At 39.5% G+C, this 16,230-nt stretch carries 16 protein-coding genes; 9 read left to right on the forward strand and 7 right to left on the reverse strand.

Translation table 11 applies throughout. The features are described from left to right. Window positions 1–382 precede the first annotated feature (382 nt). The 7 genes from K2F45_RS12330 (at window position 383) to K2F45_RS12360 (ending at window position 5,410) form a co-directional block, all read left to right on the forward strand. Window positions 383–1,219: an SDR family NAD(P)-dependent oxidoreductase gene (locus K2F45_RS12330; RefSeq protein ID WP_075992455.1), complete on the forward strand. Its 837-nt coding sequence runs from the start codon at window positions 383–385 to the stop codon at window positions 1,217–1,219. Window positions 1,220–1,312: 93 nt separating this feature from the next. After that, window positions 1,313–2,263 carry a helix-turn-helix domain-containing protein gene (locus K2F45_RS12335; RefSeq protein ID WP_075992456.1) on the forward strand — a complete coding sequence of 317 codons (951 nt, stop codon included), beginning with the start codon at window positions 1,313–1,315 and terminating at the stop codon, window positions 2,261–2,263. A 201-nt stretch (window positions 2,264–2,464) separates the two neighbouring features. Further along, a complete protein-coding gene (locus tag K2F45_RS12340) occupies window positions 2,465–3,415 on the forward strand; it encodes an SDR family NAD(P)-dependent oxidoreductase (protein ID WP_075992457.1) in 951 nt (316 codons plus the stop codon). A gap of 167 nt (window positions 3,416–3,582) precedes the next feature. Then, window positions 3,583–3,801 carry a hypothetical protein gene (locus K2F45_RS12345; protein WP_075992458.1) on the forward strand — a complete coding sequence of 73 codons (219 nt, stop codon included), beginning with the start codon at window positions 3,583–3,585 and terminating at the stop codon, window positions 3,799–3,801. Between the two features lie 143 nt (window positions 3,802–3,944). Then, window positions 3,945–4,439 (forward strand): hypothetical protein, encoded by a 495-nt coding sequence (locus K2F45_RS12350; RefSeq protein WP_248933724.1) that lies wholly within the window; start codon window positions 3,945–3,947, stop codon window positions 4,437–4,439. Window positions 4,440–4,570: 131 nt separating this feature from the next. Next, complete coding sequence (locus K2F45_RS12355; RefSeq protein WP_075992460.1) at window positions 4,571–4,873, forward strand: MGMT family protein; 303 nt, start codon at window positions 4,571–4,573, stop codon at window positions 4,871–4,873. A 9-nt stretch (window positions 4,874–4,882) separates the two neighbouring features. Beyond that, window positions 4,883–5,410 (forward strand): DUF1697 domain-containing protein, encoded by a 528-nt coding sequence (locus K2F45_RS12360; protein ID WP_075992461.1) that lies wholly within the window; start codon window positions 4,883–4,885, stop codon window positions 5,408–5,410. 172 nt (window positions 5,411–5,582) lie between these two features. On the opposite strand, the gene mgrA is transcribed toward K2F45_RS12360, so the two are convergent. After that, window positions 5,583–6,614, reverse strand: coding sequence for an L-glyceraldehyde 3-phosphate reductase (mgrA, locus tag K2F45_RS12365; RefSeq protein WP_075992462.1), 1,032 nt, complete (start codon window positions 6,612–6,614; stop codon window positions 5,583–5,585). Window positions 6,615–6,833: 219 nt separating this feature from the next. Here mgrA and K2F45_RS12370 point away from each other — a divergent pair, with 219 nt between their 5' ends. Further along, complete coding sequence (locus tag K2F45_RS12370) at window positions 6,834–7,475, forward strand: peptidylprolyl isomerase (protein ID WP_075992463.1); 642 nt, start codon at window positions 6,834–6,836, stop codon at window positions 7,473–7,475. Window positions 7,476–7,527: 52 nt separating this feature from the next. Here K2F45_RS12370 and K2F45_RS12375 read toward each other — a convergent pair whose 3' ends face one another. The 4 genes from K2F45_RS12375 to K2F45_RS12390 all read right to left on the reverse strand — a co-directional run bounded on the left by K2F45_RS12375 (window position 7,528) and on the right by K2F45_RS12390 (window position 11,555). Next, on the reverse strand, window positions 7,528–8,163 hold the full coding sequence (locus tag K2F45_RS12375) for an HdeD family acid-resistance protein (RefSeq protein ID WP_075992464.1): 636 nt from the start codon (window positions 8,161–8,163) through the stop codon (window positions 7,528–7,530). A gap of 98 nt (window positions 8,164–8,261) precedes the next feature. Continuing rightward, complete coding sequence (locus K2F45_RS12380; protein ID WP_248933725.1) at window positions 8,262–9,602, reverse strand: TolC family protein; 1,341 nt, start codon at window positions 9,600–9,602, stop codon at window positions 8,262–8,264. Window positions 9,603–9,686: 84 nt separating this feature from the next. Beyond that, window positions 9,687–10,535 (reverse strand): helix-turn-helix domain-containing protein, encoded by an 849-nt coding sequence (locus tag K2F45_RS12385; protein ID WP_248933726.1) that lies wholly within the window; start codon window positions 10,533–10,535, stop codon window positions 9,687–9,689. Between the two features lie 180 nt (window positions 10,536–10,715). Then, window positions 10,716–11,555: an aldo/keto reductase gene (locus K2F45_RS12390; RefSeq protein WP_248933727.1), complete on the reverse strand. Its 840-nt coding sequence runs from the start codon at window positions 11,553–11,555 to the stop codon at window positions 10,716–10,718. Between the two features lie 273 nt (window positions 11,556–11,828). Between K2F45_RS12390 and K2F45_RS12395 the strand changes: the two genes are divergently transcribed. Further along, the gene (locus K2F45_RS12395) at window positions 11,829–14,048 is read left to right on the forward strand and encodes an NADP-dependent isocitrate dehydrogenase (protein WP_248933728.1); all 2,220 of its coding nucleotides are present in this window, start codon (window positions 11,829–11,831) and stop codon (window positions 14,046–14,048) included. 80 nt (window positions 14,049–14,128) lie between these two features. Here K2F45_RS12395 and K2F45_RS12400 read toward each other — a convergent pair whose 3' ends face one another. Both K2F45_RS12400 and K2F45_RS12405 read right to left on the reverse strand, forming a co-directional pair. Continuing rightward, the gene (locus K2F45_RS12400) at window positions 14,129–15,082 is read right to left on the reverse strand and encodes a glycoside hydrolase family 43 protein (protein ID WP_088161433.1); all 954 of its coding nucleotides are present in this window, start codon (window positions 15,080–15,082) and stop codon (window positions 14,129–14,131) included. A 253-nt stretch (window positions 15,083–15,335) separates the two neighbouring features. Then, complete coding sequence (locus tag K2F45_RS12405; protein WP_248933729.1) at window positions 15,336–16,229, reverse strand: DUF4377 domain-containing protein; 894 nt, start codon at window positions 16,227–16,229, stop codon at window positions 15,336–15,338. Window position 16,230: the final 1 nt, after the last annotated feature.

Consider the following 16,230-nt stretch of genomic DNA (forward strand, 5'->3'; position numbering starts at 1 on the left):
TGCATTTTGGGTGGTTTTGGACAGATATGATTAAAGGGTTTAAGGTCAAAATTATTTTGTATTTATCATTTAACCTATTTGTAAATATTAATTATTTTTCTTTTTCCTGTTTGCTTTCCACCTAGCAAAGATAAGCAGAAAGGTATTCTTGGTATGAGGAAATGCGATCGAATTTTAGTGATTCTTGTTGATTAGCTTAATAGTATTAGTATCATTTTCTCTTATTCTATTAACTAATTGAGGAGCAATAGTCAATAAGTACCCTTGTATTACTTTGAAGGTATCCAACTTTCTGCATTTTGGTTATGATAATCCTCATTTAAGCAACGTAAGCATGTCCATTTAGAACCACCTTTGTAGTAACATTAATACGATTTAAAAAATGGAAAATAAACAGAAAGAAAAAGTGTGGTTCATTACAGGATCTTCAAGAGGATTTGGAAAAATATGGACAGAAGCTGCTTTGGAACGTGGAGACAAAGTCGCTGCTACGGCGCGTAATATCAATACTATTGCCGCATTAAAAGAAAAGTATGGGGATCAGGTTTTGGTTCTTGAAGTGGATGTAACCAATGCTCCGCAAGTGCAAAATGCCATTAGCCAGGCCAACGAATATTTTGGAAGATTGGATATTGTGTTCAACAATGCCGGATATTCTTTGGTGGGAACCATCGAAGAGGGCAGTACTGATGAAGTAAAAACGATGTACGAAACCAATATTATAGGACCTATCCATGTGATTCAGGCAGCATTACCAATACTGCGGGCCCAAGGTTATGGCCATATTTTGGGGACGTCGAGCGCTGTTGGTATTTATAGTAATCCTCTTATTGGGTATTATTGTTCCTCAAAATTTGCATTTGAAGCGATTTACGATAGTTTATCTAAAGAAGTTGCCGCATTTGGCATCAAAGTATCGCTGATTGAACCAGGAGCTTATAATACTGAATTTGGAAGTGCTGAATCGCTTAAAATAGCCAATAAAAGACTGTCGGAGTATGATGCTTTAAAAAGCAGGTTGACGGAAAATTTAAAAAAGCTGGAACGAGGAAATCCTGCAGCCACTCCCGAAGCAATATTTGCCGTTGTAGATGCTGAAAACCCGCCATTGAGATTGCTATTGGGTAAACATGATTTGCCACATATTCAACAAATCTATGCTGAACGCCTTCAGGAATGGGAAACTTGGAAAATTATTTCAGAAACAGCCCAAGGTTAATTCATCTTAGATATTTTGACAAGCTATTATTCGCTTTTCTTTGTGTGGGAAAAAGCGAATATTGCTTAACTTGTAATCTAGAAATTTTATAACATGGCTTCAAAAAAAACGGATCATTCCGTAAAAAGATTTCATACGCTGGCTGAGGTAATGGAGGCATCTGGTTTTCCGCCCCCAAAGCACCCTTTGATCGTTTTGCTGAACGGTGTAGACAAACCGCTTAAAGGCCGTGCACCCAACAAATCGCACGTATTAAATTATTATAAAATAGCTTTTAAGCCGGATGCTGGAGGAGAGTTAATGTATGGTCATACCAAATTTGATTTTAAAGAGGGCGGTTTGTTTTTTGTAGCTCCACAACAAATTCTCTCATCAATAGAAGAGAATGATAAAAAGGAAACTGCGGAACAAAAAATACTCAGTCCGCAGATCACATTGCTTATAGATCCTGATTTCTTACTGCAATACCCGTTGGCACAAAAAATCCATCAATACCACTTCTTCTCCTATGCTACCAATGAAGCACTGCACCTTTCGGCCAAAGAAAAAGAAACCATTCTGTCGTTATTCAGGGATATAGAAGATGAACTTGAGGACCGCATAGATAACATGAGCCATAGTGTGATCATATCGCAGATTGAACTGTTATTAAACTATTCACAACGTTTTTATAACAGGCAGTTTATTACCAGAAAACAAAATTATCCTAGTCTTACCGATCGTATAGATCAATTATTGGAGGATTATTTTAATAGCGATAAGGTCTTAAGTGGTGGAGTTCCAACCGTTAATTATGTAGCTGACCAGTTGCATATGTCAGCAAGTTATCTAAGTGATCTGTTGAGAAATCTTACAGGACGAAATACCCAGCAAGTTATCCATGATAAAATGATTTACCGGGCAAAGAATAAGTTATCTGGCACAGTTCTCAGTATTTCTGAAATTGCATTTGAATTAGGTTTCGAACAGCCCCAATCCTTTAGCAGGCTATTTAAATTAAAAACAAATCAAAGTCCACAGGAGTATCGAGCTCAATTCAATTGATTTTACAGTTGCTTGCACTCTTAGCACTATTGATACAGCTACGAATTTGTGTCTGAATTGTTTAGGAACCATTTTAGCAAATCAGTTATATATTTGGGCCTTTAACTTGCTATCAAATTTGGCTGCAACATTCAATATTTTGGCTACATAGCTAAAGTTATATATGCAGAACTTTGTTCTGTAAATTTAAGCAAAAAGACTATGTCAAATAAAACTAAAATTGCAGTAGTAACAGGAGGAAGCCGTGGAATCGGCAGAGATATAGTTATTAATCTTGCTAAAAACGGCAACAATATTATTTTTACCTATCATAGTAATACGGCCGAAGCTGATAAGGTTGTGTCTGAAGTATTATCGCTCGGACAAAAGGCAACTGCGTATCCATTGGACCTTGCCAATATAAAATCATTTGACAGTTTCGTAGATCGGGTGACTAAGCATTTATTGGAACATGAATGCTCACCGAACTTCGATTATCTGATTAATAATGCTGGGGTTGGTCTATATGGTTCTGTAGAAGATACTACCGAAGATGTATTTGATACCCTGATGAACATTAATTTTAAAGGAGTTTATTTCTTAACACAGATATTCTTGCCCCTGCTTATTGATGGAGGCAGAATTATCAATATATCATCTAGCTTAACTAGAATTTCTGCTCCTAATGTCTCTGCCTATGCAAGCATGAAATCTGCAGTTGAAACCTACACAAGATATCTGGCAAAGGAATTAGGCGCCAGACAAATTACAGCTAACAGTATTGCCCCCGGCGCTGTTGCAACTGATTTTGCAGGAGGTTCAACAAAGTCTGAAGAGAACACAAGAAATGCAATAGCATCCACGGCGGAAACAATCGCCATGGAACAAAAGCCTGCTGTGGGCGATGTATATTTTGGCCATTTCGGAGCGCGTCCGGGACCTGGCGACCGTTTGGGATTCGGTTGGTTCAAGGTCCTCAAAGTGGACGGCGATACTTATTATATTGCTAAATCCACGATCATGAGCAAAACCAGCAAGCCCAAAGAACAATTGGACAACAGTACTTTTGAGGCGGAAGGAACTCCAGTTAAGATAACAGAGCAGGCTGGATATCTAATCAATCTAAGATCTGCAGATCAGGGCCTGGAAATTTATTTTACAGATAAGAACTAATTTTAGAAATAATTTCACTCCTTTCTACATAGCTGAATCTGAACTCAGTAGTATTCAATTTTAGTTTAAGAGATAGGTCAATGGCAATATACTGAAAAAATGGGCAAGAAGTTATTTTAGCAACTGGCTGTGGGATTCATGCAACTCGGTTAACAAGTTCTATCTTTGTGGCTGGTAATGATGTCTATGTATCGGGAGTGAGTATTGACCCAAATTCAAATGAACCCATGGCTGTCTACTGGAAGAATGGACAAATGGTTATATTGGCAAAAGGGGAAACTTTTACTCAAGCATTGGCAATTGCAGTTGCTGGAAATGATGTATATGTCGCGGCTTTGTTTATTGGAGAGGGGACGAAGAGATCATATTTCGAGGGATTGGTTTGATACCTAAGGAATATGGAGATTGGGGTCACGAAATCTTAATAACTTTTGTAAATTAGGAAAGTAGTAAAAAGCATTGTCTGTTGACAACAGACAACGCTTTTTTTGTTTGATTATTTACTTATCGGCGTCTAAAGGAACAAGATATGGGCGGAAAATTGATCCTAAAGTTCTCACTTTTGGTTGGACAGCTATTCTTATGGGAAAGCTGTACCCATAACTCCCATCGGGTGACGGTAGAAAATACTAAAAATGAGATTACAGCAGTGTCATTTTCTACGGTTGGCGGATTGACAGCAACACCTTCAAAAGATTATACGATTAAGATAACAAGAGATAGTGTTTATTGTCTGTTTTCTGCAATTGATACAGCCCAGAGTACCCTAAAATCATATGGCAATACGGAAGACAAATGGAACTTCCTATTGGATAAAATTGATTTGGAAAAATTTATTGCCGCTAAAGAGGAGGAGTCGCATCAGCCATACGACGGAATAGATATAAAAATAAGCATTGCAACAAAAAAGGGGCAATATGTAAAACTGAATGCTTACGATAGCCCTAGCTGGAATCTCGTATATAGACAATTGGAGGAATCGTTCCCCCCAAAATCATATGGAAACAAAAAATTAGACAAGTGAATCAATTAAAGACTGTATCGCTTACAAGAGCTTTTCGTAACTTAGGTTGCTCTTCTCTTTTTGCTATTAGAATAGCAAAGGAATGGCACTCTTTGATGTAAATATATCGAGCTATTAAAATGTGAACCGAAATGGATGAGCAATTCAAACAACAAGTATATGAGGTTGCAAAGCTGATTCCCAAAGGTCGAGTAACGACCTATGGAGCCATAGCAAAAGCTTTGGGTTTTCCTAACCACTCAAGGCACGTCGGGAAAGCGATGGGCGGATGCCCGAAAGATGTTCCTGCTCATCGTGTTATATCAAGTAGCGGTAGACTTGCGGTGCCTGGATTTCAAAAACGGCTTGAAGCTGAGGGGCTTGTTGTGAATAATTTACGGATCAAGGATTTTAGGAAGTTGTTTTGGAATCCGATGGACGAATTAATCGATTAATTTAATAATATGAAATACTGTGCTTTTCTACGCGGCGTCAATGTGAAGGGAACCAATATGAAGATGGTAGATGTCTGTCAAGTTTTTAAGGACGCCGGTGTAACTGACGTTACTTCGGTACTGGCTTCTGGAAATATTGTTTTTTCGTCGGACAAGGCGGCCGACCCACTCAAGCGGCTATTGGAGGAGTCCATGTCGGCATATTTTTCTTATGAAGCTTTTTTATTCATCCGGTCGCGGGAAGAAGTGGAATCGCTGCAGGTAAACATTCCGTTTGAAATGCATACGGACTTCCATGTATATGCTTTTGTAGGGACAGAAGGTGTCGAAACAATACTGATGGATGAATTTAGCAATTCGACGCAGGTGCCAGGGGAGAAGGCTGAAATTGTCAATACAGTCTTTTATTGGCGTGTGCCCAAGGGAAATACTTTGGATTCCAGTTTTGGAAAGGTATTAGGAAGAAAGAATCTTAAAGATAAGATGACAAGCCGGAATATCAACACCTTTGAAAAGATAGTGAAAAAAATGGGTTAATCAACGGAATGAGCCCGATGAAATATCGAGCTCATTATTAAAACAAATCTAATAACTAAATTTGTTTAAACTTTTTGGGGGCAGTCTATACAGTCAGGCTCTTTTTTGTTTTATGGAATTCAACCGGGCGCGAAGCGGGGTCCCCTGGATGAAAACTTCTGTGGCATTGATCTTAATCGATCTCAGCCGATTTAGCCCAGATATTAATATGGCCATCTTTTGCATAGAGATCAATTTCGTGAATTTCCTCCGGACTAAACGACAGATTTTTCAGTGCACCAACGCAATCAACAACCTGTTGTGGTCTTGACGCACCAATGAGCGCCGATGTAACCTGCTTCTTACGTAATACCCAGGCAATCGCCATCTGTGCGAGCGACTGTCCTCTACGCTGTGCAATTGCATGTAAAGCCTGGATGTTCTTTTGATTTTCTTCGTTTAGGAATTTCGTCTGAAGTGATTTGGACTGCGAAGCACGACTATTCTCCGGGATATAATGTAAATATTTATCGGTGAGCATACCCTGTGCTAAGGGAGAGAATACGATAGAACCAATGCCTATCTCATCCAAGGTGTCAAGCAAGCCATCGGTTTCTACCCATCTGTTTAACATGGAATAGCTGGGCTGGTGAATAATAAAAGGTGTACCCAATGATTTCAGGATCGCATAGGCCTCTTTTGTGCGTTGCGAGTTATAGGATGAAATACCGACATAAAGTGCTTTTCCGCTGCGGACTAGCTGATCCAATGCCAACATGGTCTCCTCCAAGGGGGTATTGGGGTCGAAACGATGTGAATAGAAAATATCGACGTAATCGATACCCAGGCGCTTGAGTGATTGCTCACAGCTTGATATCAGATATTTACGGCTTCCCCATTCTCCATATGGCCCATTCCACATGTGATATCCTGCTTTTGATGAAATAATCATTTCGTCGCGTAAACCGTAAAATTGTTCTTTTAATATTTGTCCGAAGGCCTTTTCGGCGCTCCCAGTAGGAGGACCGTAATTGTTTGCGAGGTCAAAATGGGTAATTCCCAAGTCAAACGCGGTTGTGCAAATATCAACTTTGGTTTGATGGGGCGTGTCGTCACCGAAATTATGCCACATTCCCAATGAGATGGCAGGCAATAGAAGACCGGATTGACCACAACGATTATAGATCATATCTTGATATCGGTCTGGATTTGCTGTATACTGCATAGTCTTGAATAGTTTTAATCCAAACTAAGATAAATTTATGCTTATTTGCAAGTTTTAACTAGACACTTTATATGTAATTTTTTAGTGAAGGGCAACTTTCGAAAGGATCTTATGCAGATGTCCTTCAAGCGCATTTGGAAAACTGCAGGGGAATGTCTTTTATAAATCGAAATTTAATGTATTTTTATATGAAATCTAAGAAACTGATTAATTCGTACTATGAGGAAAATTCTGACCATCCTATGCTTTGTTTTTATTGTATTGGGGAATTGTTATGCACAATCAAAACATTTGCTTTTCAAGACTGATTTTGGCGATTTTAAAGTTGTACTTTATGACTATACGCCCAATCATCGCGATTTGATGTTGCGATCTATTCGGGATACTGTCTATCAAGCTGCATTGTTTAATCGCATTATCGAAAATTTTGTCGTGCAGGGCGGAGAGCATGATATTGATATTGAAAAACGTGAGGCGGCAGACCCCCTTCATAAAAAACCACGATTGGCAGCAGAGTTCGATGACCGGGCTTTTCATAAAATGGGTGCTCTGGGTGCAGGACGGGATGGAAATCCCGCGAAGGCATCTTTTTTGAATCAGATCTATTTCGTGGTTGGAAAGAAAATCACGGCAGCTGAGCTTGATAGTCTTGAATTAAAGAAAGGCATAAAATATACTGCAGCACAACGTAAGGAGTACTTAGCTCGCGGAGGACAGCCAAGACTCGATCATGATTTTACCGTTTTTGGTGAAATTTATGAAGGCTTTGAAGTGATCATGAAAATAAGTCGTGTAAAAACGGATAAACAAGATTATCCACTTCATAAAGTGCCTTTTAAGATTGTTGAAATAAGTAAATAACCTTGACCACCGAATTAATATTGATAAAAAAAAGGGCTTAATTGCCCTTTTTCTATTTACGATGTTGATCAAATTCTTCTTTAAGCTTCTGATAACGCTCTTTCCACTCGTCTGGTAGCTTTTTCGGGATATCTTTGAGACTTTTGAGCTGAAATGCAAATACACAGGCTGCGAAACCAACCGTACTAATAGCCATTCCTGTCCAGATCACTAGGGAGAAACCGGCAAATAGTGGATTCCAAAGCAAGATAAAGCTGAAAATAATGCCTAAAATGGCGAATAACAAATTCCAACCCCAAGATTTACTACCGTAATTTTTGAGATCAAAGGAAAAGGATAGCAGCTGGAACGATTTAAAAAGTGCATAAAAACCCACGATAAATGCCAAGGTGCTCGCTGATAACAGCGGATTGGCAATCAGCAATATGCCGAATAGGGTATAGAGGATGCCCCCGGTGAGGTACCAGCCCCAACCGTCCACTTCATCTTTATTCTGCACGGCAAATATGATTTCCAAAATACCGGAAATAATAAATGACCATGAAAATAGAATTGCTAATGTGAGAAATGCAGCAACAGGTGTGGAAATAGTATAGAAACCCAAAAGAATTAATAGAATACCGATAATCAATGGGATATACCAGTGCTTGATGGATGTCCGGATCGTTTTAAAAAATGAATTTGCCATAATAATGAGTTAAAATATTGCAGATAAAAAAGCCCCATTAATTTCTTAACGAGGCCTTACATATATAAAACTGATTAAATTAGGCAAAAAGAAAAATACTAGATCTTTCCAGTCTCTTTTAAAAGTTTGTAATATGCATACACGATATTGATTTCAGCATTTGTGTATTTCAATTCCGCTTCAAGTTTTGAGTTTGATGCATCCATGATATCGACGATCAACGCCAATTGGTTCAAATACTTTTTCTCAATAATACGATAGTTCTCATCTGCAAGCGCTTTATTGTACTCCAGAGTCTTGCGTTGTGAGTAGGCCTCATTGTATCTAATGTATGCAGTATTAACAGCTACGCTGGTTTTTTGTTTCAGAGCGTTTGCGTATTTCTCGTTTTTTTCAATTTGTAGATCATTTAGCTTAAGCTTTTTTCCAGTTGTGTAGACTGATGAAATCGTATAGCTTAGCGAGATACCCGTATTCCAGGTATTCATGTATTTGTCGATCACCGGCATCACATTGGTGATGGGTTTCACAAGACTGTTTCCCGCGAATACGCTAAGGGCAGGGGATCGTTCCGATTTTGTAATCGCCTTTTCTGTCTGCAGAAGCTCGGTCTCTTTGGCCGCAAGTTGAAGGCCCGGGCTGAACACATAAGCATCTTGTTTCAAGCTCGCGAGGTCTGCCAGCTGAAACCTGCTATCTAATAATTTATCATCCGGCTCAATTACTGTGCCCTCCTGTAGTCCTAACGCGACGATAAGCTCGTCATTCAGGATTTTCCGATTGTTTTGAATGACCTCTTTCGCTAGTTCCAATTCAGATATTTGCAATTGGTTTCGGATGACATCATTTTTGGTGATCATGCCCTGTTTATATAATTTTTCCGTCAGGTCTAGCCTTTTGTGGGCAAGCTCAATATTTTGATTATAGACAGCTTCTTGATTTTTAAGTTTAAATAGATCAAGGTAGTACCCTAAAACCAAAATTTTAATGTTCTGTTCTTCATTCTTATGATCTAATTCAGCCAGCTCCTCACCCAAGGTAGAGGCTTTGATGCTATTTTTTACCACACCTCCTTTCCAGATAAGTTCTTTCGCCTCCAAAGCATAATTATTGCCGAAATGGGGTAGAGGTACCTTTTCCGATCCTGATAAGTCTTTGTCAATCAACGCGGCATTGCCGAGGTAAAAGGCAGATGCCGAAGCGCTGATTTCGGGAAGCCTTCTTAATTTTGCCACTTCTGTTTTTTGTTGGGCGATACGTACAGCTGATGCCGAAACGATAAGATTTGGGTGGTTATGGATAGCAAGTTCGAACAGTTTTTCAATTGTTATTTTCCGGCTGTTTATGCTGTCTTGACCGTATGTTTGATTGCAAAAGAATGTAAAGAAGCATAACGTCAAGTAAAAACCTATTTTTCGGGCTCTTGACTTCGTATTCATGGTATTTAACTTTGTTTATATATGTGATACAAAGTTAGTATGCCTTGGGGGGACAAGAAATGTTTGATTCCTGCTTTATGATGTTCAATTGGTAACAAGGTTGGCTTGCTGTTCACGAAATAACTTGGGGGTTATCCCGACATGTTTTTTGAAAAACTTGCTAAAAGCATATTGATCTGAAAAATTAAATTCCTGTGAGATTTGATTGATTGTTTTGGTAGAAATGGTGAGTTGCGCTCTAGCTTCTGTGACTAGCCAGTTACTAATAATTTCAGAGGGCGATTCTTTTGTAATCTCCTTGACGCTGATCGACAGGTATTTGATGGAGATGTTGAGGCGGTCGGCGTAGAATGCTAGATCGCGCTGTTCTTTGTAGTGATCGGCTATAAGCTGTAAAAAATGCACGGTAATTTCTTCCTTTCTTTTGTTGTGTGTCTTTCCGGAGCTTTCGCCGGCAGTATAGATCACATCGGCCAAAAGGTAAATAATCGCCATAAAAATATTGATATTGGCTTTTTGGAGAAAATCCTTCTTCGGATCGATCGGTTTTTTACGGTTGCCATGCAAAGTGCATAACAATGTCCAGATAGCTTCAAAATCGTTGGGGGCGGGAGTAAAAGGTGTGGAGCGATTGGCATTGATTAACCGATACGCATCGTATCGACTGATCGACAATCGTATTCGGTTGGAAAAATTCCGGTCATAATGAAGTATTTTAAAAACAGCATCGGTACTAATTGCCGTAAAGCTGTAGTACTTATTGTATCCGATAAAGAGGATATTGCCAGCTTGGAGATCGGTAGGCGTACCATTGCTATTGACCTGAATAGAGCCTTTATACAGCAGGATACAAGTCGTCCATAAGGGGTGATAGTAGTAGTCTTCTCCCTGCACAGGAAGTTCCGATTGATCTATAAGTTCTATTTCATTCATTTTTTTCAATAAAAAAGTAAGGAATAGCGTAGGCAACTTTACCGCTATAATAGCAAAAAATTGTTATATACTGTTTAGCAAAAAGGGGCAATCAGTTTCTTTTGTGCTAGAAGCTCTGCAATATAGGATTGATTTATGGAGCAGCCTTAGAGCGACTCCATAAATTTTGTATTACCGCCCTTAAAAAGCGACTTTTTTAGGGTCTGATCCGGAAAAACCCATTTGAGGGAGTTCGAGGATAGTTTTGATATTGCTTGCTGTCAGCTCAAAATCGTCGATAGCTAAATTTCGTTTTATATTATCGGGATTGGTTGATTTTGGCAACGGCAAGATGCCCTGAGATAAGGCAAATTTGATACAGAGTTGTCCAACACTTGTATTCTTTTCCTTGGCCAGTGCAATGAGTGTTTCATCCTGCAATATTCTGCCCGAACCCAGGGGTGACCAAGCCTGAACAAGGATGTCATTGGATTGGCAGAGCGCCACGGTATCTTTCTGAAGATAACCCGGATGAAATTCAATTTGGTTCACAGCAGGTACGATTGTCGCTGACTCCAATAATTTGGCGAGATAGTCTTTTGGAAAATTACTCACACCGATAGCTCTTATTTTCCCCTGTTGATACAGATGCTCAAAAGCTCGCCAGGTGTCCGCGTTGATGTCAGACCAGTTTGCAAACTGTGTTTCGTTGGCTGGCCAGTGAATCAGGTAAAGATCGAGATAGTCCAATTGTAGATCGCTGAGCGATTGTTCAAATGCAGCAATTGTCTTATCGTATCCACGTTCGGTGTTCCAGAGTTTTGTTGTAATAAACAGTGAATTACGATCTATACCACTGTCTTTTATAGCCTTTCCGACACTCTTTTCGTTTCCATATATAGCTGCGGTGTCAATATGTGTGTATCCAGCGGCAAGAGCTTCTTTAACTGCCAGATAAGCTTCTTCGCCCTCGGGAATTTGCCAAGTTCCAAATCCAATTGCCGGAATTTCAACTCCATTGTTCAATTTGAATGTTTTCATTGTCAGTTGTGTTTTTTAATTTGAGCTAAAATAGGATTTCGCCTGTAGTATCCCGTCACTGAAATGTCAAGAGGAATACTTTTGGGCGGAGGTGAAGCGACTTATTCTGTATTGCCAAAATATATTTATTTTCACAATTTTATTGTCAAAAGGGGTGCAATTCCTCGTTAATTATGGCATTAATTCTTATCTTTAGGCGAATTTTTGAGAAATTCAGATTTTTCAATGATTTCACATAGCATTAAAAATTAAACATATTTCTAATAGATTACTATGTCAAACAAATCAAAAATTGTTTGGACAAAAACAGATGAAGCTCCTTTATTAGCGACTTATTCGTTTTTGCCTATCGTTCAAGCGATTACAGCTACAGCTGGTATCGATGTTGAATTGAGAGATATCTCTTTAGCAGGCCGTATTCTTGCTAGCTTTCCAGAATTTTTAAAAGAAGATCAAAAAATTGCTGATGCATTGGCTGAGTTAGGTCAGTTGGCAACAACTCCTGAAGCAAACATCATTAAATTACCGAATATCTCCGCATCAATTCCGCAGTTAAAAGGTGCTATCGCTGAATTACAGCAAGCAGGATACGCTGTTCCGAACTATCCTGATGAAGCGACTACAGATGAAGAAAAGTCAGCCAAAGCTAAGTATGCAAAGGTATTGGGTTCTGCTGTAAATCCTGTATTACGTGAAGGAAACTCAGATCGTCGTGCACCTAAAGCGGTTAAGAATTATGCAAAAGCAAATCCACATAAAATGGGTGCTTGGGCGAAAGATTCCAAAACAAAGGTGTCATCCATGACTTCAGGTGATTTCTACAGTTCAGAACAGTCTGTAACCGTTGAAAATGAAGGCCAATTCAAAATTGAGTTTGTTGATGAGCAAGGTGCGGTAACAGAATTAAAAGGACTTTCTGCATTGAAAGCGGGTGAAGTTATTGATTCTTCAACGTTGAGCTTAACTGCATTGAAAGCTTTTGTAGCTGATGCTATCGCTGAAGCGAAAGCCGCAGGAGTATTGTTGTCTGCACATTTAAAGGCAACAATGATGAAAGTTTCTGATCCGATTATATTTGGTGCTGTTGTTGAAACTTATTTTGCAGATGTTTTTGCGCAATATGGCGATTTGTTCAAAGAGCTGGGTATCAATAAAAATAACGGTTTAGGCGAGGTTTATGCTAAAATCGTAGGTCATGCAAAAGAGGCTGAAGTGAAAGCTGCTATCGACGCTGCTATCGCAAATGGTCCTGCTTTAGCGATGGTAAATTCGGATAAAGGCATTACAAATTTCCACGTGCCTTCTGATGTAATTATTGACGCTTCTATGCCAGCAATGATCCGTATCGGTGGTAAGATGTGGAATAAAGACGGTCAAGAAGAAGATACGATTGCTATGGTTCCTGATCGTTGTTACGCTGGTGTTTACGAAGCGACAATTGAAGACTGTAAAGAACACGGTGCTCTAGATCCAAAAACAATGGGCTCTGTGCCAAACGTAGGTTTGATGGCGCAAAAAGCTGAGGAATACGGATCCCATGATAAAACTTTTCAAGCTGCAGGAAACGGAGTTATTCGCGTTGTTGATGCGGAAGGAAATGTTTTCATGGAGCAAAAAGTAGAGACAGGAGATATTTTCCGTATGTGTCAAACGAAAGATGCACCGATTCAAGACTGGGTGAAATTGGCTGTAAATCGTGCCCGTTTATCTGAGACACCTGCTGTATTCTGGTTGGATAAAAACCGTGCACATGATAGAGAAATCATCAAAAAAGTAGAAAAATACTTGCCAAACTTTGATACAACTGGTCTGGATATTCGTATTTTATCTCCGATTGATGCAACGAAATTCTCTTTGGAGCGTATTCGTAAAGGCGAAGATACTATTTCCGTGACTGGTAACGTATTACGTGATTATTTGACGGATTTATTCCCGATCTTAGAAGTGGGTACATCAGCTAAGATGTTGTCGATTGTTCCATTGATGAATGGCGGTGGTTTATTTGAAACAGGTGCTGGTGGTTCAGCTCCGAAACACGTAGAACAATTCCTTCAAGAAGGTTACTTGCGTTGGGATTCATTAGGTGAATTCTTGGCACTTGGTGCTTCTTTGGAACACTTGTCTCAAACACAAAATAATCCAAAAGCGCTGGTATTGGCGGAGACATTGGATGAGGCAACGGAGAAATTCTTGGCTAATGACAAATCTCCGGCACGTAGAGTTGGTCAGATCGATAACCGTGGGTCGCATTTCTACTTGACATTATACTGGGCGCAGGCTTTGGCAGCGCAAACAAAAGATGCTGAATTAGCTGAGAAATTTGCGACCGTTGCAAATGTGTTAACAGAAAATGAAGCGAAAATCAATGCAGAATTGATCGCGGCTCAGGGCCATGCACAAAACATCGGTGGTTATTATTTCCCGAATGATGAATTGGCAGCTAAGGCAATGCGCCCATCTGAAACATTGAATAATGCAATTTCCAGCATTTAAGCGGTAATTGCTTTCATAACAAAGAAGCCCAGTTCGATTGATCTGGGCTTTTTTGTTGTTTGCAAAAAGAAGTAATTCTGCTATTTTAATGGATGTTTGACACCTGTAAAGGTCATCTTAACAGGTATGATATGTCCATTTTTGTCAAATTTCATTTCTTCGATGCAGGTTACCCGCTCATTGGCTCCATCTTTGCCAAGCGGTCTACGGTGATAGACAATAAAATATTTGTCCTCGTTGGGTACCTTGATGACTGAATGATGTCCGGCGCCAACAGCGACTTCAGGATCCCGTTCCAATATTGTTCCGATGCGCTCAAAAGGGCCAAAGGGCGAGTCGGCGATGGCATAAGCGACTTTGTAGTCGGGGCCTGTCCAGCCACCTTCCGACCACATGAAATAATATTTTCCATCTTTTATAAACATAAATGGTCCTTCGACGTAATCCTTAGGGGTGATTTCCTTGTAAAAGGTGCCATCATCAAAAGGGAGCAAGCCTGTGAAATCTGGTTTGAGTTTGACCATATTGCAGTGCTTCCAACCACCGTAATACATGTAGAAAGTGCCGTCTTTATCTTTGAAAACAAACTGATCTATCGGCTGAGCGCCATTGATAATATCGTTGATTAAGGGTTTGCCCAATAGGTCCGTATAAGGGCCTTCTGGCTTGTCGGCCACAGCGACCCCAATGCCTCCGATCTCTCCCTGATGCACATCATTGGCTCCGAAAAACAGATAATATTTGCCCTTATTTTCCAATACTGCAGGTGCCCACATCGCTTTTTTCGCCCATTTAACGTTGCTGTTCTCCAAGATACGGCTATGTTTTGTCCAGGTGGCCAAATCGGAAGATGAAAACGCGTCAAAGAATATCTGCTCTTCATAAGGCGCCGAATAGGTTGGGAATATCCAGTATTTATTGCCGTAGATAATACCTTCAGGATCAGCATAGTTTCCCGTGATAACAGGATTCTTCTGGGCAAAAAGTGTCGCGGTTAAAAGTAAGGTTGTTGATGTTAAAAATGTTTTAATCATTATGTCGGTTTAAACTTGTAAGGTACGGGATAGATTTTATTTGGATATGACTAAATGAATCATTTATATGACCATTTGTCTCATTGTTTTTTGAAATGTTAAAATTTTGTTAAAATCTTATTATGCTTTCGATTGTTTCCGATTTATTTCACATATTTGTTTATGTCATTTCCAAATGGCATAAATACTTTTCATAAAATAGGTTAATAATATGGCTAAGATACCCAAAGTCTCCCAGACTTTGGGTGTTTTTTTATTCTCGCTCCAAGCCAAAAATCATTACTAGTTTTCTGTCGTTATATAAATTCAAGGTTTGTTCGGCTATGTCAAACTGAATTTGTTTTTGTTCAAAAATTTGAAAAAAGTTATTTTCGATATTTACGCCATTGCAGGCGCGCATGGTGCTTGCTAGGTGCAGAAAGCTGATTTTATCGTCTTTAATGGCAAAATTTCCCCAAAAATTGTTGCATCCCGTTGTGCCGGCAATCGTACTATTTTTGGCATCGAACCCGATACTTGCTTTGCTAGAGCTAACATCCTTTCCATTTAACTGAAGCAGATTCCACTTAAAACGGGCAAGAAATGCAGCCACACTGGGCAGTTCGTTTGCACGTTCTCTCGACAGGACTTCAATTAAACTATAACTGACGGAGTCTGTATCTTTTTGTTTCGTTTGTTTTACGCGAATGCGGTAACGGTAGCCCTCCTGGTAATCGAATCCTTGAATTGTTGACGTGAGGTACTCCCATTTATTCCTTTTGTCAGATTTTACCTGCAGACATTTCAGTTTGCCAAGGCTCTGGGCATTCACGTAGTTTTCTCCAACTTCCCATGTGGCCACCGCTGTATTTTCCGATAGTGATTTTGTAATCGTTTTGGCTAAGGTATATGTCGAATGTGAACCGTTTTGACGTTTGAGGATCCTGATGTCATATTCAAATTTTGGGTCATAATCAAATTGCAAGATTTCGGCATAGAATTTCTCCCAATCTTTGCTGTTGTAGTATTTCACAAGATACGGCGGTGTTTGCTGAAGACCAGATTTTACTTTTACGCGAAATGAAGAGCTCTGGGCAAGTAAGCTTTGACAGGGGAGTAAGAGTGTTAAAAAAAGGAGTAATGAACTGTATGTGGAAGGCTTCTTCATA

Origin of the sequence: Sphingobacterium siyangense, from assembly GCF_023277505.1 — a bacterium.
Lineage (GTDB): Bacteria > Bacteroidota > Bacteroidia > Sphingobacteriales > Sphingobacteriaceae > Sphingobacterium > Sphingobacterium siyangense.

Excerpts from the sequence above, each read along its gene's own strand:
- K2F45_RS12330 (WP_075992455.1), top strand. The coding sequence starts at position 383 with ATGGAAAATAAACAGAAAGAAAAAGTGTGGTTCATTACAGGATCTTCA.
- K2F45_RS12335 (WP_075992456.1), top strand. The coding sequence starts at position 1,313 with ATGGCTTCAAAAAAAACGGATCATTCCGTAAAAAGATTTCATACGCTG.
- K2F45_RS12340 (WP_075992457.1), top strand. The coding sequence starts at position 2,465 with ATGTCAAATAAAACTAAAATTGCAGTAGTAACAGGAGGAAGCCGTGGA.
- K2F45_RS12350 (WP_248933724.1), top strand. The coding sequence starts at position 3,945 with ATGGGCGGAAAATTGATCCTAAAGTTCTCACTTTTGGTTGGACAGCTA.
- K2F45_RS12355 (WP_075992460.1), top strand. The coding sequence starts at position 4,571 with ATGGATGAGCAATTCAAACAACAAGTATATGAGGTTGCAAAGCTGATT.
- K2F45_RS12360 (WP_075992461.1), top strand. The coding sequence starts at position 4,883 with ATGAAATACTGTGCTTTTCTACGCGGCGTCAATGTGAAGGGAACCAAT.
- mgrA (WP_075992462.1), bottom strand. The coding sequence starts at position 6,614 with ATGCAGTATACAGCAAATCCAGACCGATATCAAGATATGATCTATAAT.
- K2F45_RS12370 (WP_075992463.1), top strand. The coding sequence starts at position 6,834 with ATGAGGAAAATTCTGACCATCCTATGCTTTGTTTTTATTGTATTGGGG.
- K2F45_RS12375 (WP_075992464.1), bottom strand. The coding sequence starts at position 8,163 with ATGGCAAATTCATTTTTTAAAACGATCCGGACATCCATCAAGCACTGG.
- K2F45_RS12380 (WP_248933725.1), bottom strand. The coding sequence starts at position 9,602 with ATGAATACGAAGTCAAGAGCCCGAAAAATAGGTTTTTACTTGACGTTA.
- K2F45_RS12385 (WP_248933726.1), bottom strand. The coding sequence starts at position 10,535 with ATGAATGAAATAGAACTTATAGATCAATCGGAACTTCCTGTGCAGGGA.
- K2F45_RS12390 (WP_248933727.1), bottom strand. The coding sequence starts at position 11,555 with ATGAAAACATTCAAATTGAACAATGGAGTTGAAATTCCGGCAATTGGA.
- K2F45_RS12395 (WP_248933728.1), top strand. The coding sequence starts at position 11,829 with ATGTCAAACAAATCAAAAATTGTTTGGACAAAAACAGATGAAGCTCCT.
- K2F45_RS12400 (WP_088161433.1), bottom strand. The coding sequence starts at position 15,082 with ATGATTAAAACATTTTTAACATCAACAACCTTACTTTTAACCGCGACA.
- K2F45_RS12405 (WP_248933729.1), bottom strand. The coding sequence starts at position 16,229 with ATGAAGAAGCCTTCCACATACAGTTCATTACTCCTTTTTTTAACACTC.